The following is a 20,873-nucleotide window of genomic DNA, read 5'->3' on the forward strand; positions in this document are numbered from 1 at the left end:
AATCAACAGCCCGTTTTTTGTAGGGTGGGCATGCAATGCCCACGCGTGGCGTTTGTTCCGCGTGGGCACATAAACCGTGCCCACCCTACGCTTATATTTGCCATTGGAAGCCGACCATGACCTGGCTGGAGTTCTCGCCGGTAGCGGTGGATTTGTAGTTCAAGCCTTTGGTCAACAAATCGCCGTATTGGTAGCTGGCAAACACCTTGGCGTTGTGGCCGTCGATGATGTAGTTGACGCCGCCTTCGTAGACTTCGCGGGTGCTGCTGGTGCTAGGTGCGACGTTGACGTAGCGCAGGAAAGGTTGGAATTGGCCGATGCCGACTTTTTGAGGGAATAAATACATGCCGCTGACGTCGTAAGCGTTGCCCTCAAACATATCAAAGCCGCCGCCGGCGTCGCGCGAGGCTTGGCTGTAGCCATTGGAGATACCGTAGTTTTTATACTCGCCATTCAGGGTAACGACACCGCCGCCCGGCAAGACTTTTTCCATCAACACATCCGCAGTTGTGCCGCGAAAGTTGCCCGGATCGTTGGCTGTGCCGGCGCCGCCTTCTTGATATTGATTAGAAACACCGACGGTCAGGATGTCGCCGCCCTTGCCGTAGTAAGTGCCGGATGTGTAATAACCGGGATTTTTCTCAACGTCCCAAAAGTTGTAAGCAACGCGTTGGCCGTACAAAATGTTGTCGTTGACATTGGCACCGCCGCGGAGGCCCCGGAAGAAACCGGCCGCATATTGTAAACGGCCATCGAATACTGCCCCCCAGAAGGTGGCACCGTCGTCACGGCCAAAGGAGCCGGCTGAGACGCCACCTGGCTTGATTACAGTGTTGTAATCAGCAGGCTCAAACGGCGTGCCGGCCGAGAAGATGTTGTAAACCGCGCTGTAAAACGGACCGTTCATTTCGCGGCGTTCGGCGGGTACCAGCATCCGGCCTACCCACAAATTGGCGTAAGGCGTGACTTCGAATTTGCCGATGGCGTCCAGCACCCTTACTTCGCCGCCGTTGCCGCAGGTTTGGCAGTCGGTGTTAAATTCCACTTTCAGATATTTATGAATCTGACCGTTAATGTATAAACGAATGTTGTCCAGATTGAAGTCGTTGTTCCATTTTTCGCCATTGGCTCCGGCACCGCTTTCCTGGGCGCGGAAACTGGTCCTTAAGCCCGCGCCGACACTGACCCATTTGGTGTCGTCGATTTTAAATGTCGCGCCGGCCTGCGCTTCGGGTGCCTGTGCCAAGCCGATAGCGCCCAAGGCCACCCCGCTCAGCAAACCGATGGCCCGGCTGCTTAATTTTTGTGGGTTAAAACCAGTCATTTGTATTCCCCTTTATCTGGATTAAACAAGCCATTGCCGATAGCGATGGCGATTGAAAACGTCGGGGAGATTGTTGAATTTTGCAGAGACCGCCACAATCGGGTAAATGACTCATCAGTCATTTGACGTATGGCCGGGAAATAGGGGCTTGCGTAGAGTGCGGCTTAACTTGGGAGATTTAAGATGATGAAAATAACATCCGCTAGAGGTCTGTTTTTACTACTGTGTTTATTAGGCATTGGCCCATTCCGGCCGGCGCTGGCCGAGACGGCAGTCGACAGCGTCAAACCGTTGCAGGCTATCGAATTTGGATTGGCGCAAGATAATTTGCAGCAGTTTGCGACGCCACTTGACGTTGCGGCAATCGCCGAACGCGTCCGTGCCAATCTAACCGAGTGGGAGTTTCCGCTCGCCGCCAAAGGCCCTTACAGCCATCGCTTGCAGGCCAAACTTGGCAAGATTGCCCACCGGGAAACGCCGGTGGGTTTTTCGTTTTCGTCTGGCAATTCTGATCCGCGTGCCTCTGACTTTCAAAAGGCTGATGTCTTGCCGATTACTTGTACCTTGCGCGATGCCGGCAATCAAGCGGTGTTGGTGGAACGCGAATCGACGTTTAGCGCGCATGCTTTGGATAAGGATGTTTTGCCGGCGCGCATCGTTGATAAGCTGGTGGATCAGATCGGCACGGCTTGTCTGGATGTGTTGGAATATGCGCCGCTGCCGAAGCAAGCTGGTCGAGTGAAAACCGAGTTATTCAAACCCAAGTGGATGCCGGATGTACGGGTGGAGGTTAGGGAGGTTAAGGGTGCCGTTGATGCGAACGGCGTTGCACAGCCTGCCGCTGTCGGTGACGAGCCGAAGAAGGAGATTATTATTCATAATCAGGGGACGCCGGTGATATTTCAGTTTGGGCATGAGAGGAAGTGATGTTGTTTTGCTTGGTTTGAAACCGGTTTTTTGGATTTGGGAATAAGGTGTCGCTGGCGCGACGGCTGGTTTGAATGTCGGGTCTCGGCCCGACAGCCGAGATACTTTCTTTTGTTTGGCCAAAAGAAAGTATCCAAAGAAAAGGCCACCCGACATTCCGCCTTAATCCTGCGCTTCTCGCTTTTGTCGAGGGTTTTCGGAAGGGCCATCCCTGGCCCTCCGAAAACGAGCGGCATCCCTGCCGCTCCCCTGCGGGCTGATCTCACCAAAAACTGCGATGCTCGGGGCGGAATAACGGGAGTAATCCCGTCGCGAGATGAAGGGTTATTAGATGATTTTGAAAGCTAGGATTTTGATTGTGTTGTAGGATGATGACGATAGGAGGCGCATTGTTCGCGACCGATGCGCTTCACGCCGTTCAGCACATCCGATAAGACTTAGGCTTGTCAATATTTGGATTTTCTTGGGCTTTTGTAGTGTTAGCAATTTCATTCCCTATTATTTTGCAAAGTAACAAAGAATTGTACATAAAGGCGATGGTACCCAACCTGAAATAACAAAAAACTAATGAGTAAATCATCGAAGTTAAAGTGATGCATGCAAATAAAAAGTATATAAGTGAGTTTTCAAGAGAAAAATATTTAAATTGGTATTTTTATTCTTATAAATCGCTAGCAATGCTGATATTGATGTTTCTTATATTGCTATACAGCAATTATTTGTTGAGCGCTTTATTTGTGTTGCTGTTTGTTCTAATAAATACTGTTGTTTCTATAGCGTATATTGCTTTATCAGTTGCCGGAAAAACAAAAAATCGAACACTAACGCTAGCTACGCATACAATATTTGCAGTTATATTTCAATTGTTAGCTATTGTGCTGGTTTTTCCCAATCGTTGGGTTATTGATTTTGTGTGCACATCTGCAATTGTTCGAATAGTAGAGCCGATACTAATGCAAAAGTTAGATGGCCTACATAATCCGGCCTTTAAATTCCATAAATTTTATTTTGGACAAGTTATGGGGCGTGTTCGCTGGGTTATTTATGACGAAAGTGAACAAGTTCTTTTAATTCCTGAGAAGCGAAGCCAAGAGTGGTGGTCAATAACTGGGGAAGATAAATATTATGACAATGATTGTTTAGATGCCGCACGAAAAATCCATTCACATTTTTTTATTCGCTACAGCTTTTGTATATAGCAACGTAGGGTGGGCACGGCTTTTTGTGCCCACGCGGGGAAACCGCAACCCCCGCATTAACCGCCGAAAATTAACGACCAAAAAATAATGTCCCGTTACCGCCGCCCGCAAAACCCCGGTGCTACTTATTTCTTCACGGTGGTGACGTATCGGCGGCAAGCGATTTTATGTGATGAACCGGTGCGGGCGGCTTTGCGAAGGGCGATTGCAAGCACCCGCGCCAAATGGCCGTTTATCATCGACGCCTGGGTGTTGTTACCTGATCATTTGCATTGTATTTGGACATTGCCGGTGGACGACGGAGATTTTGCGACCCGTTGGAGCGTGATCAAACGGCAGGTGAGCGTGGCATGTGGCGAAACGTATCGGCGAGCCGAATGGATCAATGCGTCGAAACAAAAGCATCGGGAATCGACATTGTGGCAACGCCGGTTTTGGGAGCATCAAATTCGCGATGAAACCGATTTTGCCCGGCATATGGATTACATCCATTACAACCCGGTGAAACATGGATATTGCCGGCAAGTCAGCGAATGGCCTTATTCGACGTTTCATCGTTATGTTAAGGACGGTGTTTATCCGTTTGATTGGGGTTGTGTTGGTGTTGACGATTTGGTTGCGGGGGAATGAGAGGTTTGTCCGCGTGGGCACAAAAAGCCGTGCCCACCCTACGAAAATCGGCTGGTTTCGTCCCGTTATTCTGCCCCGAGCATCGCAGCTCTTGTGCCCTGTGGGTATTTGGCGAGATTAGCCCGTAGCCCTCGCCAAAAGCGAGAAGCGCAGGATTAAGGCGGAATGTCGGGTGGCTTTTTCTTTGAATACTTTCTTTTGGCCAAACAAAAGAAAGTATTTCGGCCGTCGGGCCGAGACCCGACTTCAACAAAACCCGTCGCGTTAGCGACACAACTATGAAGCCAATTCACCAAAACATCACCAAAATCCGCCGCGACTACAACGCCTTGGTCGCTAACGAAACCCTGGAAGACTACGCGCTACGCTATGCACCGCGCAGTTTTCGGAAATGGAGCGAATTCCAGGTCGCCAACACCGCGTTCGGCTCGACCTCGTTTCTGGTGCTGGAAGCCATCGGCGGTTTTTTGTCTATCAACTACGGCTTTACCAATGCCTGCTGGGCGATATTGATCGTCGGCATCGTGATTTTTATCACCAGCTTGCCGATTAGTTATTACGCGGCCCGCTACCATATCGACATCGATCTATTGACCCGCGCCGCCGGTTTTGGCTACATCGGCTCTACTGTCACCTCGCTAATTTACGCCTCGTTTACCTTCACGCTGTTTGCGCTGGAAGCCTCGATTATGTCGCTGGCGATTGAATTATATTTCCAGATTCCGCTGGCTCTTGCGCATGTGGTCAGTGCGGTAATTGTGGTGCCGCTGGTGACTTTTGGGATTACCACCATCAGCCGCATGCAGTTATGGACCCAGCCGATCTGGCTGCTACTGTTAATTGCGCCTTATATTGCGGTGGCCAATGCCGAGCCGGAAGCGCTGATGACATTGCAGGCGTATTTCTGGATCGCCGGCAGCGGGGAAGGCTTCGATTGGCTGTTATTCGGCACTGCCACCACCGTGGCATTTTCGATGGTGGCGCAAATTGGCGAGCAGGTGGACTTTCTGCGCTTCATGCCGGATAAAACCAAGGCCAATAAATTCAAGTGGTGGGCGGCGATGCTGGCGGCCGGGCCGGGCTGGATCGTGTTTGGGGTAGTTCGACAAATTGCCGGTGCGTTGTTGGCGCATCTGGCGATTCGGCACGGTATTAGTCCGCAGCATGCTCACGAGCCGACGCAGATGTATCTGGTGGCGTACAACGAACTGTTCGAAAATCCGCAATGGGCTTTGGCGACCACGACCTTATTCGTGGTGCTCAGCCAGCTAAAAATCAACGTCACCAATGCTTATGCCGGATCGCTGGCCTGGTCCAATTTTTTCTCAAGGTTGACGCATAGCCATCCGGGGCGGGTGGTGTGGTTGCTGTTTAACGTGCTCATCGCCCTGTTGCTGATGGAGTTTGGCGTGTTTGGCGCGCTGGAAAAAGTGTTGGGTCTGTTTTCGAATATGTCTATCGCCTGGATCAGCGCGGTGGCGGCGGAATTGATGATTAACAAGCCCTTGGGACTGAGTCCGAAGGAAATCGAATTCAAGCGCGCCTATTTGTCGGATCTCAATCCGGTGGGGATGGTCGCCACGTTTGTGGCGTCGGTGGTGTCGATTCTGGCTTATGTGGGCCTGTTCGGTGAATGGCCTAAGGCGTTCTCGGCGTTTATCGCTCTGAGTCTGGCTTTTGTCCTGGTACCGGTGATGGCGTATTGCTGCGGTGGTAAACATTACCTGGCCCGCGACCGGAAAAAACACAATCGTCAAGCGCACGGCAAATGCTCGATTTGCGAGAACGAATTCGAACACGATGACATGGCGTATTGCCCGGCTTACGCCGGCAGTATTTGTTCTTTGTGCTGCACGCTGGACGCCCGCTGTCTGGATGCCTGCAAGCCGGGCTTTCGCTTCGACGATTATCTGGAAAGCCTGGCCAAGAGCCTGATGCCGGATTTTATCGGCATAACCGCGCGTTTGCGCCTGTTGCGCTTTGGGCTGTTGTTCGGCTTTCTGACCATCCTGACTGGGATCTTTATCAGTATCATTTATTATCAGGATTTGCTGAGTATTCAGCATAATCAGCCGGCCTTTGGCTTATTGGTCAATAACTTCCTAAAGATATACGCGTCTTTGCTGGTGTTTATCGGTTTGTGTACCTGGTGGCTGATTCTGAATGCCGAGAGCCGGCGGGTGGCGCATGAGGAAACAGCCAAGCAAACCCAGTTGCTGTTGCAGGAAATCGAGCAACACAAGCAAACCGATCTGAAGTTGCAGCAGGCGCGACGGATGGCGGATGCCGCGAATCAGGCCAAGAGTCGGTTTTTAAGTAATATGAGCCACGAGATTCGTTCGCCGTTGAACAGCATTGTCGGCTACGCCCATATTTTGCACCAGGACCCGAATATCCCGGAAAACCGGCGGCAAGCAGTGGATACTTTAAAGCGTAGCGGCGAGCACTTGAGTGCGCTGATCGAAGACATTTTGGACATCGCCCGCATAGAGGCGCGCAAATTCGATTTTAAATACCAGCCTATCGATTTTCCCGGCTTTATCGAGCATTTGGTGTGCGTCTATAAAGCCCAAGCCGAAGATAAAGGTTTGAGTTTTAATTGCCAGTTGACCACCGTGCTGCCGCAGCGCATCCGCGGCGATGAAAAGCGGGTAGGGCAGATCTTGATGAATTTGCTCGGCAACGCCATCAAATTTACCAGCCAGGGCAGTATCGGTTTTCGGATCGGTTACAGCAGCGGTGTGGCCAGTTTTCAGGTATCCGATACCGGTAGCGGCATCGACGAACAACAATTGCAAAACATCTTTCAACCCTTCACCCGGCTGGATACGCCGACCGGCAATGCGGTATCCGGCAGTGGTTTGGGACTGACGATTTGTAAAGTCCTTACCGAAGTGATGGGCGGTGAATTGACGGTACAAAGCCGCGTTGGTGAAGGCTCCACGTTTAGCGTAAGGCTGTTGTTGCCGAGTGTGGGAGTGGAAAGTGACACCGAGCCGCATGCACCCATCATCGGCTATCAAGGCACGCGCCGACGGATCATGGTGGTGGACGACCAGCGCGAACATCGCGAGTTGTTGTTATCTTTGCTGGAGCCGCTGGGGTTTTATCTGGAGGAGGCCGATTCCGGCGAGACTTGTTTGGATAAGGCGGCGGCGCAAACTCCCGATTTGATCTTGTTGGATATTTCGATGAGCGGTATAGATGGTATCGAAACCGCGATGCGTTTGCGCGAGCGCGGGCTGCAGATGCCGATTTTGGTGCTGAGCGCCAATGCCTACCCCGGTGATCGGCTGGCGGTATTAAATGCCGGGTGTAACGACTTTCTGTCCAAGCCGATTCAGGTAACGCAGTTGATCAGTAAGCTGAAATTATATTTGTCGCTTGTCTGGTTATATCAGGATGACCCTGGGCAAGCGGTTCCCGAAAAAGCCGCTCAACCGATGTTGGTACCGCCACCGGAACTCTTGCACGCCTGTGTGGAGTGCGTGCGGATCGGCGACTTATTGGGTTTGAAGAAAGTGTTGGAACAGCTCAGTCAAGCCGAGCCGCGTTACGGCGCTTTTTTTGCCAAGCTGACGGCGTTGGCGAATCAATTTAGGGTAGGCGAAATCAGAAAACTACTGCAGATGCACAAACAGGAGGTGTCCCGATGATGGAAGTATCAGCCAGCAATGGCACAGTGTTGATAGTCGACGATACGCCCGGTAATCTGGCCTTGCTATCCGATACGCTTTCCGAGGCCAATTACCGGGTTCTGGTGGCGACCGACGGTTGTTCCGCCATCGAGCAAATTCAATACGTCAAGCCGGACATCATTTTACTGGACGTGATGATGCCGGGCATAGACGGTTTCGAGACCTGTAGCCGTCTTAAAGCCGATCCGGCCACCGCGCCGATCCCGGTGTTGTTCATGACGGGACTCAGCGAGTTGGACGATTTGTTGCGCGGCTTTGGCGAGGGTGCGTTGGATTACATCGTCAAGCCGATTCGCCCCGCCGAGGTGTTGGCGCGTATCGAAGTGCATCTGACCCAATCCCGTAATTTACGCCGCGCCGAGAGTTTACTGGATCATCACGATTTTGCTGCGGTGGCGGTGGATGCGGCGGGCGGTATTGTCTGGCTGACGCCGGCTGCTCGCGAATGGTTGGACGATTTTGCCGAATTACAAGAAGGAGGGGGCAGCAGACTGCGGATAAGCTATTGCCGGAAATCGTGCGCGGCTGGTTTCAAAGATGGTTGCGGCAAAGCGGGCGCAGCGAGGTAGAAGCCGAATCGGAAGCGCATCGTTTGGCGCCAGGCTTTGCGTTGCGGGTCAGCGCCTGTCAGAATCCGGATGAATATTTGCTGTTGTTGCAACGGGAAGACGCGCAATGGACCCCGGAAACCTTGCGCGACAAACTGAAACTGACTTTTCGCGAAGCCGAGATTTTGATGTGGATTGCTCGCGGCAAGACTAATAAAGAGATCGGGATTATTCTGACCACCAGCCCCAGAACCGTGAACAAACATCTGGAACATATCTTCGAGAAATTGGGGGTTTCCACCCGGGCGGCGGCGGTGGCGATGGTGTTGCAGCGGGGGTGATCAAGTAATAAAAAAGGCCGGTAACTCAATGGGTTGCCGGCCTTTTTTGTTTGAAGCAATGTGCCTGGCTTTAAGGCATGTACATGCCGCCATTCACATGCAAGGTTTCGCCGGTGATGTAAGACGCTTGCTCGGAGGCCAGGAAGGACACCGCATGGGCAATTTCTTGCGGCTGGCCGAGGCGGCCCAAAGCAATCGAACCGAGTAGGGCGTTTTTGATGTCTTCCGACAGTTCTTTGGTCATGTCGGTATCGATAAAGCCGGGAGAGACAGTGTTGACGGTGATGCCGCGCGAACCGACTTCTTTGGCCATCGATTTGGCAAAGCCTATCATGCCGGCTTTGGCAGCTGCATAGTTGGCTTGGCCGGCGTTGCCGGTGGAACCCACCACTGAGGAAATATTGATGATGCGGCCGTAACGGACTTTCATCATGGCGCGCAGCACAGCTTTGCTCATGCGAAAAATCGAGGTCAGGTTGGTATTGATGATGTCGTCCCATTCCTCGTCTTTCATCCGCATCAACAGGTTGTCGCGGGTGATGCCGGCGTTGTTGACCAAGACTGCCGGAGTGCCGTAGGCGTCGCCGGTGGTTTTGATAAAGCTGTCGATGTCGGCGGAATCGGCGACATTTAATTTGTAGCCTTGGCCGTTCTCGCCCAGATAAGCGGAAATAGCCTCGGCGCCGTTATCGGAGGTGGCAGTGCCGACCACAAAAAAGCCATCGGCGACTAATTTTTCAGCAATGGCCCGGCCTATGCCGCGACTGGCGCCGGTAACAATGGCGAGTTTTTTATCCACGGAGTTGCTCCACAACGTTGTTGATGGTTTCGGGGTCGAACATGGTCAGATGTGCGGCGTCCGGCGCAATGCGTTTGTTTAGACCGACTAATACTTTGCCGGGTCCGCATTCGACGAAGGCGGTAACGCCTTGTTCGTGCATGAATTTGACGCTTTCCACCCAACGCACTGGTTTGAACAATTGTTCTTTCAACGCGTAACGAATCACTTCGGGCGAGCCGTGCGATTTAACGTCGGCGTTGTGGATCAGCGTGCTATTTGGCATCTCCAGCGTAATGCCTTGCAATATGTCGTTTAGCTTGTCGGAAGCGGCTTCCATCAACGCACAGTGCGAAGGCACACTGACCGGCAGTTTTAATGTGCGTTTGGCGCCCAGCGTTTTCAAGGCTGCCATCGCGCGTTCCACTGCGGCGGTTTCGCCGGCAATCACAACCTGACCAGGGGCGTTGAAATTGGCGGCGGCGACGATTTCGCCATTGGCCACTTCGGCGCAGGTATTAACGACTTGATGATCTTCCAAGCCCAGAATGGCCGCCATCGCGCCTTTTCCGGCCGGTACGGCTTCCTGCATCAGTCGGCCGCGTTCGGCCACCAGACGAATGGCGTCTTCATAGCCTAGCGCACCGGCGCAAACCAGGGCAGTGTATTCGCCCAAGCTATGGCCAGCCATCCAGGCGGGTTTGATGTTGGTTGTTTCGCACCAGGCCCGCCATACTGCAACGCCGGCTGCCAGCATCGCCGGCTGGGTGTTATGGGTTTGATTTAAGTCGGTGTCAGGGCCGTTTGCGACCAGATTCCACAAATCAAACCCCAGTACGTCGGAGGCTTGTTCGAACGTTTGCTTGACCAGTGGGTTGGCGGTGGCCAGCGTGCCCAGCATACCGACGGCTTGCGAGCCTTGTCCGGGAAATACGAATGCCACATTGTAACTTTGTTCTATCGTCGTCATGTTTAGTACCTGATTAATGCGGAACCCCAGGTAAAACCGGCTCCAAAAGCTTCCATTAATACGGTTTGTCCGCGTTGAATGCGGCCGTCGCGCACACCTTCGTTAAACGCCAATAACACGGAGGCAGAGGAGGTGTTGCCTTGGCTTTCCAGGGTCAGAATCACTTGATCCATGGACATGCCCAGCTTTTTGGCAGTGGCGGCGATGATGCGGGTATTGGCCTGATGCGGCACCAGCCAATCGATATCGCTTTGTTGCATGCCGTTGGCTTCCAGGGTTTCATCGACGATGCGGCCCAGGGTATTAACAGCGACTTTGAATACTTCATTGCCGCGCATGCTGATGTAAGCCAATTCGTTTTGTTTGGCGACTGCAGCTGCCTGCGGATTAGGGCAATACAATAAATCTTCGTAACCGCCGTCGGAATGTATATGCGTGGACAAGATGCCCGGTTTATCGCCAGCGGTCAGCAAAATCGCGCCGGCGCCGTCGCCGAACAAAATGCAGGTGCCACGGTCGGTCCAATCGACGATACGGGAGCAAATCTCCGTACCTACTACCAATACGTTTTTGGCAAAACCGGTTTTCAGGTATTGATCGGCGATGCTTAGCCCGTAAACCGAACCCGAGCAGGCGGCCTGAATATCGAACCCGACGCATTGCTTGATGCCCAGGCGTTCCTGCAACAGGCAGGCGGTGCTGGGATAGACGCGATCCGGCGTGCCGGTGGCGACGATGATCATGTCGATGTCTGCGGCGGCGATGCCGGCCATCTCTATGGCTTGTCGGGCGGCAATTTCCGCCATGCTGGAGGCGGTTTCTTCGGGGCCGGCTATGCGGCGACTTTTGATGCCGGTTCTTTCGTAGATCCAGCTGTCCGATGTATCCACCGTGGCGGAAATTTCGTCATTGGTGCGTATGGTTTCGGGCAGGTAGCCGCCCGTACCGATAACATGAGTCCAGCGTGTCATTCATCAACCTTTTGGGTCAGCGCGAGTTCTAGTTTTTCGCTGATTTTACGAATAACGCCCTGCGCAACTTCGACTTCCGCCAAATGGATGGCGGTTTCGAAAGCCAGTGCGTCGGCGCCGCCGTGGCTTTTGATCACCAGACCGCGCAGGCCGATGAAACTGGCGCCGTTATACAGGCGCGGGTCTATGCTGTTTTTGAAGCGCTTGAGAACCGGGTAGGCAATCAGTCCGGCTACTTTTGTCAGCCAGTTTTGCGAAAAACTGTCTTTCAGTTTGCCGCCTATCATTTTTGCCGCGCCTTCAATCGATTTCAGGGCCACGTTACCCACGAAACCGTCGGCGACGATCAAATCGACTTTGACGTTGCCGGCGTTGATCGAGTTGCCTTCCACGTAGCCGATATAATTCAGCCCGGAATTTTCCAGCAATTTGGCGGCGGCTTTAACTTGCTCGTTGCCTTTCATGTCTTCTTCGCCGATGTTCAGCAAGCCGATACGCGGACGCTCGATTTTCTCGACGGCCTTGACTACTTCTTCACCCATTACCGCAAATTGGTAGAGATGTTCGGCGCTGGAATCGACGTTGGCGCCCAAATCCAGCATGTGGGTGTGGCCGAAAACCGATGGTAAGGTGGAAATAATCGCCGGGCGTTCGATGCCGGGAATCATTTTCAACACAAAACGGGCCGTAGCCATCAATGCACCGGTATTACCGGCGCTGACGCAAGCATCGGCCTTGCCTTCCTGGACTAAGTTGATGGCCACCCGCATGGAAGAATCTTTTTTGTTCTTCAAGGCTTTTTGCGGCGCTTCGTCCATTTCGACGACTTGCGAGGCGTGTTGAATACTGATCCGGCCTTCAAACTCGACCAGCGCTTGGGATAGCAGGTTACCAAGAACCGCTTCATCGCCAACCATGATTAAATTTAAACCCGGATTTTTTCTTAAACAGGCCAGTGAGGCGGGAACGGTCACTTGAGGACCGAAATCCCCACCCATGGCATCAATTGAGAGAGTTGAGCTCACGCTTAGGACTAACTCCAGTAGTTGAAAGGAGCCAACAGCTGTCCAGTGACGCGTTGGCTTACCCAGAGACTATCGATAAATCAAATATTACTGCCTGTCGTGCAGACGATTGCGCTGGAAAACGCGATGCTTGCGGCCGGTCTTGGACTGAGGGCTGCTCGACTCGTCTTGCGAATAGGCAGCGAGTCGGCATAGGGCAGTTTAAAACGATTAATCTTCGTTGTTGCCGGCAATGATTTGACGGCCTTTGAAGAAACCGTCCGGCGTCATGTGGTGACGCAGATGGGTTTCGCCGGTCAACGGATCCTGAGCCAGGGTTTTGCCGACTAATGCATCGTGTGAACGACGTTGACCGCGTCTGGAACGCGATACTTTGCTCTTTTGTACTGCCATTTCAATCTCCAGTTTTTTTAAGTTTTGCTAAAACAGAAAAAGGGTTGTTAGCCTTAGTCTGACTATCTGTTGCGCTGTAATCGGCATCTTCCGAATGGTTGTGCGCGAGACAATTGTGTTCATGCCGAGGGTAGTCGGGCAATGCCAGCAGGATTTCGTCTTCGACCAGCGCGTTTAACGAAAGGGTGTCGCCGTCCAGCAATAACGGTTCGCAATCGTTCAGTTGCTTTTCTTCTTGTAGCGAAGCGACAACAGCCAATTTAAAATCGATATCCAGTGGCCAGGTCAGTGCTTGTAAACAAGATTGACACTGTACTTCCACAACACCCTCGATATGGCCGGCAACGACTATGCGTTTGCCTTCCTTACCAAATTCGATCCTGACGTTAACACTGCCGTCATGATCAATCACGCTATCAGACAAGCGCTCGAGAGTAGCGATTTTTAATTCTCCGGACACAGCGCTTCGTCTTTCGGCGAAGAGTACGGGATCAATAAGGTCGGGAAACTTGTCTGACATAACTGTACAATCATACAGATAACTAACTGTTGCGTCAAACCCACTACTAGCCGATGAACACCATTGTCCTTGCCTCTAGTTCGAAATATCGTCGCCAGTTATTGGAAAAACTGGGTCTAGATTTTCTAAGTTGCAGCAGTGACATCGATGAGAGCCCGCAAGCGGGCGAATCCCCGGCAGCTTTGGTAAGCAGGTTATCGATGGCCAAAGCTGAAGAAGTCGGCAAAACACATCCTAATCATTTAATCATCGGTTCCGATCAGGTTGCGGCACTGGACCAAGACATATTGGGAAAACCCGGTGGGCGCGACGCAGCGTTTCAACAACTTGCCAAGCAATCCGGCCGAGTGGTGCAATTTTATACCGGCATCTGTGTTTTGAATAGCGCAACGGGTCGCCGCTTAAGCGATCTGGATGTTTGTAGCGTGTATTTCAAAACGCTGGGGTCATCCCAAATTCAAAACTATATTGATCGGGATCAGCCCTTCGATTGTGCCGGCAGCTTTAAGTCCGAGGGCTTGGGCATCGCGCTGTTTAATAGAGTTGTCGGCGAGGATCCGAATGCTTTGGTCGGTTTGCCGTTGATAAAACTGGTGGGATTATTGGAAAAGTTCGGCGTCAATATTCTCTAATGTGGTTCAGGCAAGCGTTTGCTTAAGCCGGCGGCATTTAATGAAACTTCTTGTTCGGGCCGAGTAATTCAAACATCTGCAAAAACTCGTCCTCCACCTGCGCCATTATCACTATGATTTGCTCTCGAGTCAGACGCACAAGCGTTAAGGAATGATTGGAAAACTCCGCAATAGCTATTTCCAGGCCATCGGCTTGTTGGTCACTATCGACCAGACGGGCTGCCATATGCAGTAAATGCGTGTCCAATTTGTGTGCGTGAGCATCGGCAGGGTTAAGATAGCAGCCTATTGTTTCGTAAAGGGACGCCGGTAAGCCCCAGGTTTTTAGCAATTCCCCGCCGACCTCGGCGTGAGTGAAACCAATCAGTTCTTGTTCGAAGCCGGCCAGCAAGGCGCGATTGTGGTCTGCGGCAAGCAATACGCGCAGATATTGCTCGGGCATTTTTTGACTCAGCAGCAGCGAGCCTATGTCGTGCAGCAAGCCGGCCAAAAACAGTCTTTCGGTTTGCAGTACTGCGCTGGATTTTGCCAGCAGGCGCGCTATTACTGCGCAATGTATGCTACGCATCCAGAAGGATGTCATGTCAATCAGCTCGTCGGGAATTTTCCCGAAGCGGTCAACTACGCTGGTTGCAAGTACCAGATTACTTAAGTCGTCTATGCCGATAACGGTAACGGCGCGGGAAATGGTGTCGATCTTGGCTTGAAAACCGTAGAAAGGGCTATTTACCACGCGTAACAAGCGCGCACTCAGGGCCGGGTCTTTGGCGATAACCTTGCCAATGTCGGCCAGCGAGAAACGCGGGTCGCGGATCATCTCGCTGAGTTGGAAATAAATGTCGGGCAGGGAGAATAGTTCGATCGAGCCGGCAATCAATTGCTTAATAGCAGCCGCTTTCAATTAACTTTTCCGATACAGCGACATGACGTGCTGCACATAATTGCGGGTTTCGGGATAGGGCGGCACGCTGTTATTGTATTTCATCACCGCGCCTTCGCCGGCATTGTAACCGGCCACCGCCAGGGTTAAATTGGAGTTGAACATGGCCAGCAAGTCTTTCAAATAACGGGTGCCGCCGTCGACATTCTGCTCGGCATCGCGCCGGTCGGTAACACCGTAACGGCGCGCGGTATCAGGCATTAATTGCATCAAGCCCACCGCGCCGGCTGACGATACGGCGTTGGGGTTATAGGCTGATTCGGCTTGAATCACCGCGTGCAGCAGTTTTGGGTCCATTTGGTGCTTGGCCGCCGCCTTGGCAACCAAGTCATTGAATTTAAGCTTATTGCCCGACATGAACTTTAGGTCACGGCTGTAAGTACGCGGCCGGGTGCGGATGATCAAGCGGTAATCGAAGCCTTTTTTGGGCTCGTCGGTGTAATACACTCGGCCGCTGGGATCGGTATATTTAAAAATATCCGCCGCCACATCCGCGATTAATCCTAGGGATAAAATGGTGATCAGGAGGGGTTTCATCGCAGTCACCTTTAACGGACTCAACTCATTGAGTAACGTTAATCAGGCTGGCCGCCTGAACTGCTTTGGCGCGGGCATTGCTGACAGTATCAGCGGTGGCGAGCGCCACGCCCATGCGTCTTGTCACAAAAGCTTCCGGTTTGCCGAATAGGCGGATGTCGGTGTCGGTAATCGCCAAGGCTTTGTCCAGGCCTTGATAGCTAATCGATTTAGCGTCTATGCCGCCCAAAATGACTGCGCTGGCGGCGGTTTTGTCCAACTCAGTATGCACCGGCAAGCCCAGTATGGCGCGGGCATGTAAATCAAACTCGCTTTGCCGCTGGCTGGCCATGGTCACCATGCCGGTGTCGTGCGGACGGGGGCTGACTTCGCTAAACCAGACTTGATCGCCGTCGATAAACAATTCCACACCGAATAAACCCAAACCGCCCAAGGCTGTGGTCACTTTGGCGGCAATTTGCTGAGACAGTTCGATAGCCTTGTCACTCATCACCTGCGGCTGCCAGCTTTCCCGGTAATCGCCGTTTTCCTGACGATGGCCGATAGGTTCGCAGAAATAGGTTTGCACCTGGCCGTCGCTATCCAGCGCGCGTACCGTCAGCAAGGTAATTTCAAAATCAAAGTCTATCTTGGCTTCGACGATGACTTTGCCGGTATCTGCCCGGCCGCCGGCTTTGGCATAATTCCACGCGGTTTGCAGTTGGTCGGCACTTTTCACCATGGATTGGCCCTTGCCGGACGAGGACATCGTCGGCTTGATAAAGCAAGGGTAGCCAATGCCGTTATCGACGGCGGCTTTGAGTTGTTCGAATGTGTCGGCGAACGCGTATTTCGAGGTCGGTAGCCCGAGTTCCGCAGCGGCCAGTTGGCGGATACCCTCGCGGTTCATCGTTAATTGAATGGCTCTGGCATTGGGCACTATGGTGGTTTGGCCTTGAGCTTCTATCTCCGCCAGCGCCTCGGTAGCGATGGCTTCGATTTCGGGGATGATGTAATTCGGCTGCTCGGCGGCAATCAACTGTTTTACCGCTGCAGCATCGGTCATATCGATCACATGGTGGCGGTGCGCCACTTGCATGGCGGGCGCACCGGCATAGCGATCAACTGCAATCACTTCCACGCCGAAGCGTTGCAAGGAGATGGCTATTTCTTTTCCCAATTCGCCGCTGCCCAGTAATAGAGCTTTGGTGGCGCTGGCGCTGTCCGGCGTACCTATTTTCATGATTTTGCTAAATAGTTATCGATGTCTTGTTTGGAAAAGCCGATTTTCTTTGCGACCCGGTCAGCATGGCTGACTCTGGAAATGCCGGCTACCAATTTAAATGTCGGCAAGTCGTCGGCGAATTCCACTTGTTTGGGTACTGCGATCTTTCTCTTCACGAATTCATCCACCAATTGATGATTGTGGGTAATTAAAATGGTGCTATTGCCTTTGCGGTAAAAACCGTCCAGCACGTCGATAGATGACTGCATTTTCTCTTCAAAGGTAGTGCCTTCCGCCATTTCGTCAAGCACGACCAAGCTTTTAGCCGTGCTGGCCAGGAAAATATCGCGGGTGCGTTTCAGTTCGGTGCCGAAGCGGCCTTCGCCGTCGTCGAGGTGACTGATCTCCGGGCATTGATAGAAAATCCGGTCTGCGACACTCAAGCTGGCAGCTTGGGCCGGTACGAAACAGCCGATCTGCGCCAGCAATTGAATCTGCGTGACGGTTTTGCAAAATGCGGTTTTGCCGCCGCTGTTGGGGCCGGTTACGCACACCAGGCGCTCGTCGTCCATGCTGAAATCGTTGCCGACATAGCTTGGATTTTTTTGGCCCAGTACCGGATTTTTCGCGGCAACTAGTTTGAGCTGGTGGCGTTCGCTACCGTTCATGTCCGGCAGCACCATTTCGCTACCGTAATCTTCGGCGTATTTGATGAAGGCCAGCAATTCGTCAAGTTGGCCCAGGCCGTCCAGCATGTCGCCCAGCGCTTGCGAGTTTTTATAAATATTCCTTAGCGGAATAATGCAGTTATCTCTATCGTAGCCGCCGATTACCGGAATATAGGCCAGTGCCAAGGGCAGGAAAAACACCGAAGCCACCGATAAACCGTCGCGCGTGACCTGAAAAATATCGGTGGGGAAGATTTGCGTCAGGCCCCAGATCGCGGCGATCAACAAACCGATTAACATGGGTTTGAATAGAGTGGGCCGGAAGATCGTTGCTGGCGAGAAGGAATTTTTGCGCTCTTCCTTGCTCTGCAGGCCTTTTTCACTGTTATAAACCGGGCCGACCATCAGCGAATATTCGTTGCTGTGCGAAAAATTGCCGATTTTCTCGAATACGCTTTGCAGGTAAGGGCTTTGTGGCTTGCCGGAGTTGTAGATCGCGCCGACCAGATTCAATACCACGCGCACGCCGCGCTTATATTGTTTGTAGCCATAACCTTCGATTTGATGGTCTTCGCGAGCGGTGCCGAAGCCGCCCAGAAACTCGCCGAATAGCAATAAATAGAGTCTATTCTCCGAGGCGGTGGCATTGGCGATAATGTTTTCGACATTGGCGCGCACATCGGGATTGTCTTGAATTTCCCGAACCGCGGCTTGTTTCGCGGCTATCGCCTCGAGATCGTCCAAGGGTCGGCTCAGCGAACGATACAGCACGGTTTTACCCGCGGTGGTAGTGGCATAGTTGACGTAATCGAATAGCTCGTCAACTTCTATGGTGTTAAACGCACCCTGATCAATCACGCCGTCACCGGTAGCTAAGGGCTTGCTGGTGCGCACCGCCGGCCATTCGTCATTCCAGCTTTGTAAAATGTTTTGTTGCATGTTGCCCCCGGTTTTTATTAGCCGCGCTTTATTCAGTGCACGGTTTTGATTAAATCTAGCATCACCTCGACATGAGCGTCGCTGTCGTTTAAACACGGAATATAGCGATAAGTCTCGCCGCCGGCTTCCAGAAAAATATCCTGGTTGGCAATGGCTATCTCTTCCAACGTTTCCAGACAGTCTACCGAGAATCCCGGACAAATCACGTCCACGTTTTTGACACCTTGCTTCGGCAGGTTTTGCAACACTTCCACACAATAAGGTTTCAGCCATTCGGCCTTGCCGAAACGCGATTGAAATACCAGTTGCCATTGTTGAGCGTCCAATCCCAATTGCTCGGCGAGCAGGCGGCCGGTGGTTTGGCATTGATGGAAATACGGGTCGCCCCATTCGCTCAGTTTAACCGGTAAACCGTGAAACGACAGCAGCAGCAATTCAGCCTGACCATTGGCTTGCCAATGTTGGCGCACCGATTGCGCCAAGGCTTCGATGTAACTGGGGTGTTGATGAAAGTCGCTGATAAAGTGCAGGCCGGGCATGTGCCGCCAGCTGATGAATTCCTCGGCAACCACGTCGAAAATCGAGGCGGTGGTGGTGGATGAATACTGTGGGTATAGCGGCAGGATGACGATTTCGTGGACGCCTTGTTTATGAAAATTTTGCAGTTTCTCCCTCAAGGCCGGCTTGCCGTAGCGCATCGCGCAGTCGATGACTAAATTGGTGCCGTCTACACCCGTAAAACCTTGCAACTTGGCGGTTAGCTTTTCGGTGAATGCGATTAAGGGCGAGCCTTGCTCGGTCCAGATCGATTGATAGGCATGCGCCGATTTTTTGGGCCGAAACGGCAGCACAAACAGATTCAGAATCAGCCACCATAACGGTCTGGGCAGATTAACTACCCGCGGGTCGCCGAGAAACTCGCGCAGAAAACGGCGCACATCGCCGGTTTTGGGGGTGGCGGGAGAGCCCAGATTGACCAGTAACACCCCGGTCATTTTTGCGCCGGTTTCGGTCATGATTATTTACGGTTGATCAGGTTTAAAAATTCGGAGCGGGTACTGATTTCCTCCCTGAAAATCCCCAGCATTACTGAAGTGGTCATTACGGAGTTTTGTTTTTCCACCCCGCGCATCATCATGCACAAATGCTTGGCTTCGATGACCACCGCCACGCCGCGGGCGTCTATGGCCGTTTCCACCGCCTTGGCGATTTGCCGGGTCAATTGTTCTTGGATTTGCAGCCGGCGACCGTACATATCAACGATACGCGCGAGTTTGGATAAGCCTAAGACTTTGCCTTGCGGTAGATAACCAATATGGCATTTACCTATGAAGGGCAGCAGATGATGCTCGCATAAGGAGTAAAGCTCGATGTCTTTCACGATCACCATGTCTTCGGTGTCTGCTTGAAATATCGCGCCGTTCAGTACTTCTTCCAGGGTTTTTTCGTAACCGTTATTTAGGAATTTAAAGGCTTTTGCGGCACGTTTTGGCGTGTCGCGCAAACCTTCCCGATTCACGTCTTCGCCTATCGCCTGAATGATTTTGGAGAAATATTCTTCCATTGCCGCCCCCGAGTAAAAAAATGTCGTGAGTATACAGCATCAAACTGTAAATTCTAAGGCGTCCAAAATCACCTGGCTATCGGCTCCAAAACGCGTGGCATTTTCGCTGAGATGGCGCCGCCAAGCCCGTGCGCCATCGACGCCGTGAAACAGGCCCAGAATGTGGCGGGCCATGCAATGTAGTCTCACGCCTTGCTGTAATTGTTGTTCGATATACGGTAATAAGGCCAATACTGTCTCTTGCCGCGACTTGATCGGATGCGCGTCGTTGAATAGGCGCTGATCCACCTCGGCCAATAAATACGGGTTGTGATACACCTCTCGGCCCAGCATTACGCCATCGACTTGCTCCAATAATTCCAGCGAACTATCCAAGGAATTGATGCCGCCGTTGATGACGATCTTGAGCTCAGGAAAATCTTGCTTCAGTTGAAACACCAGATCGTAACGTAGCGGCGGTACATCACGATTTTGCTTGGGAGACAGCCCGGACAACCAGGCTTTACGCGCATGCACGATAAATGTTTCGCAACCGGCTGCAGCTACCGTACTTATGAAATGTGTCAGCTCTTCATAAGAGTCGCGATCGTCGATACCAATCCGCGATTTCACCGTTATCGGCGTGGATACCGCTTGCCGCATTGCCGCCACGCATTCTGCCACCAGCTGTGGTTCCGCCATCAGGCAGGCACCGAAGCGACCGTTCTGTACTCGGTCGCTGGGGCAGCCGACATTTAGATTGATTTCGTCGTAGCCATAGTCTTGTGCAATCTTCGCGCACTCGGCGAGATCAGCCGGGCAGCTACCGCCCAGTTGCAAAGCAACGGCTTGTTCTGCCTTATCGAACTGTAAATGCCGGTCGCGATTGCCATGTAAAATGGCGCCGCTGGTGACCATCTCGGTGTATAGCAAGGCATGTTGCGATAGGGTTCTATGGAAAAACCGACAATGCCGGTCAGTCCAATCCAACATGGGAGCTACGGAGAATCTACAGGCTAAATTTGTGTCGGCTTTGGGTCGAACATGGTCGCGGTCAGCGGTCATCGATTGTTTTGCTAGTTGGGA

The 20,873-nt window shown here is 52.4% G+C and carries 19 protein-coding genes and 1 pseudogene; 6 read left to right on the plus strand and 14 right to left on the minus strand.

Annotation, left to right across the window (positions count from 1 at the left end; genetic code table 11):
* Positions 1 to 91 precede the first annotated feature (91 nt).
* Entirely contained in the window at positions 92 to 1,324 is a 1,233-nt protein-coding gene (locus EBA_RS06405) for a hypothetical protein (protein ID WP_225615977.1), read from the minus strand.
* Between the two features lie 183 nt (positions 1,325 to 1,507).
* Between EBA_RS06405 and EBA_RS06410 the strand changes: the two genes are divergently transcribed.
* The 5 genes and pseudogenes from EBA_RS06410 (at position 1,508) to EBA_RS06430 (ending at position 8,667) form a co-directional block, all read left to right on the plus strand.
* Positions 1,508 to 2,251 carry a hypothetical protein gene (locus EBA_RS06410; RefSeq protein ID WP_192373875.1) on the plus strand — a complete coding sequence of 248 codons (744 nt, stop codon included), beginning with the start codon at positions 1,508 to 1,510 and terminating at the stop codon, positions 2,249 to 2,251.
* 593 nt (positions 2,252 to 2,844) lie between these two features.
* On the plus strand, positions 2,845 to 3,450 hold the full coding sequence (locus EBA_RS06415; protein WP_192373876.1) for a hypothetical protein: 606 nt from the start codon (positions 2,845 to 2,847) through the stop codon (positions 3,448 to 3,450).
* Positions 3,451 to 3,537: 87 nt separating this feature from the next.
* Entirely contained in the window at positions 3,538 to 4,080 is a 543-nt protein-coding gene (locus EBA_RS06420) for an REP-associated tyrosine transposase (protein WP_192373877.1), read from the plus strand.
* A 278-nt stretch (positions 4,081 to 4,358) separates the two neighbouring features.
* A complete protein-coding gene (locus EBA_RS06425) occupies positions 4,359 to 7,736 on the plus strand; it encodes a hybrid sensor histidine kinase/response regulator (RefSeq protein ID WP_192373878.1) in 3,378 nt (1,125 codons plus the stop codon).
* Positions 7,733 to 8,667: pseudogene (locus EBA_RS06430) on the plus strand (response regulator transcription factor). The gene EBA_RS06425 and the pseudogene EBA_RS06430 overlap by 4 nt, the downstream one beginning before the upstream one ends.
* Before the next feature lie 70 nt (positions 8,668 to 8,737).
* On the opposite strand, the gene fabG reads toward EBA_RS06430, so the two are convergent.
* The 6 genes from fabG to EBA_RS06460 form a co-directional block, all read right to left on the minus strand.
* Positions 8,738 to 9,466, minus strand: coding sequence for a 3-oxoacyl-ACP reductase FabG (gene fabG / locus EBA_RS06435; RefSeq protein WP_192373879.1), 729 nt, complete (start codon positions 9,464 to 9,466; stop codon positions 8,738 to 8,740).
* Positions 9,459 to 10,415 (minus strand): ACP S-malonyltransferase, encoded by a 957-nt coding sequence (gene fabD, locus EBA_RS06440; RefSeq protein WP_192373880.1) that lies wholly within the window; start codon positions 10,413 to 10,415, stop codon positions 9,459 to 9,461. The genes fabG and fabD overlap by 8 nt, the downstream gene beginning before the upstream one ends.
* A 2-nt stretch (positions 10,416 to 10,417) precedes the next feature.
* On the minus strand, positions 10,418 to 11,386 hold the full coding sequence (locus tag EBA_RS06445) for a beta-ketoacyl-ACP synthase III (protein WP_192373881.1): 969 nt from the start codon (positions 11,384 to 11,386) through the stop codon (positions 10,418 to 10,420).
* Positions 11,383 to 12,411 (minus strand): phosphate acyltransferase PlsX, encoded by a 1,029-nt coding sequence (plsX, locus tag EBA_RS06450; RefSeq protein WP_192373882.1) that lies wholly within the window; start codon positions 12,409 to 12,411, stop codon positions 11,383 to 11,385. Before plsX ends, EBA_RS06445 begins: the two co-directional genes overlap by 4 nt.
* A gap of 210 nt (positions 12,412 to 12,621) precedes the next feature.
* The gene (gene rpmF, locus EBA_RS06455) at positions 12,622 to 12,804 is read right to left on the minus strand and encodes a 50S ribosomal protein L32 (RefSeq protein WP_192373883.1); all 183 of its coding nucleotides are present in this window, start codon (positions 12,802 to 12,804) and stop codon (positions 12,622 to 12,624) included.
* A gap of 1 nt (position 12,805) precedes the next feature.
* On the minus strand, positions 12,806 to 13,324 hold the full coding sequence (locus tag EBA_RS06460) for a YceD family protein (RefSeq protein ID WP_192373884.1): 519 nt from the start codon (positions 13,322 to 13,324) through the stop codon (positions 12,806 to 12,808).
* 53 nt (positions 13,325 to 13,377) lie between these two features.
* Between EBA_RS06460 and EBA_RS06465 the strand changes: the two genes are divergently transcribed.
* Complete coding sequence (locus EBA_RS06465) at positions 13,378 to 13,956, plus strand: Maf family protein (RefSeq protein ID WP_192373885.1); 579 nt, start codon at positions 13,378 to 13,380, stop codon at positions 13,954 to 13,956.
* A 37-nt stretch (positions 13,957 to 13,993) separates the two neighbouring features.
* Here the strand turns inward: EBA_RS06465 and EBA_RS06470 are convergent, their stop codons facing one another.
* Genes EBA_RS06470 through dusA form a run of 7 tightly spaced genes read right to left on the minus strand, consistent with a single transcriptional unit; the run spans position 13,994 to position 20,852 of the window.
* Positions 13,994 to 14,857 (minus strand): HDOD domain-containing protein, encoded by an 864-nt coding sequence (locus tag EBA_RS06470; protein WP_192373886.1) that lies wholly within the window; start codon positions 14,855 to 14,857, stop codon positions 13,994 to 13,996.
* Positions 14,858 to 15,433, minus strand: coding sequence for a lytic transglycosylase domain-containing protein (locus tag EBA_RS06475; protein WP_192373887.1), 576 nt, complete (start codon positions 15,431 to 15,433; stop codon positions 14,858 to 14,860).
* A gap of 25 nt (positions 15,434 to 15,458) precedes the next feature.
* Positions 15,459 to 16,655, minus strand: a complete 1,197-nt coding sequence (gene purT, locus EBA_RS06480) for a formate-dependent phosphoribosylglycinamide formyltransferase (RefSeq protein ID WP_192373888.1) — start codon at positions 16,653 to 16,655, stop codon at positions 15,459 to 15,461.
* Positions 16,652 to 18,244, minus strand: coding sequence for a MutS-related protein (locus EBA_RS06485; RefSeq protein WP_192373889.1), 1,593 nt, complete (start codon positions 18,242 to 18,244; stop codon positions 16,652 to 16,654). The genes purT and EBA_RS06485 overlap by 4 nt, the downstream gene beginning before the upstream one ends.
* A 32-nt stretch (positions 18,245 to 18,276) precedes the next feature.
* Positions 18,277 to 19,260, minus strand: a complete 984-nt coding sequence (gene hemH / locus EBA_RS06490; protein ID WP_192373890.1) for a ferrochelatase — start codon at positions 19,258 to 19,260, stop codon at positions 18,277 to 18,279.
* 2 nt (positions 19,261 to 19,262) lie between these two features.
* A complete protein-coding gene (gene folE, locus EBA_RS06495) occupies positions 19,263 to 19,808 on the minus strand; it encodes a GTP cyclohydrolase I FolE (protein ID WP_192373891.1) in 546 nt (181 codons plus the stop codon).
* A 39-nt stretch (positions 19,809 to 19,847) separates the two neighbouring features.
* Positions 19,848 to 20,852, minus strand: coding sequence for a tRNA dihydrouridine(20/20a) synthase DusA (gene dusA / locus EBA_RS06500; RefSeq protein WP_192373892.1), 1,005 nt, complete (start codon positions 20,850 to 20,852; stop codon positions 19,848 to 19,850).
* Between the last annotated feature and the right edge of the window lie 21 nt (positions 20,853 to 20,873).

Origin of the sequence: Methylomonas albis (genome assembly GCF_014850955.1) — a bacterium.
GTDB classification, from domain to species: domain Bacteria; phylum Pseudomonadota; class Gammaproteobacteria; order Methylococcales; family Methylomonadaceae; genus Methylomonas; species Methylomonas albis.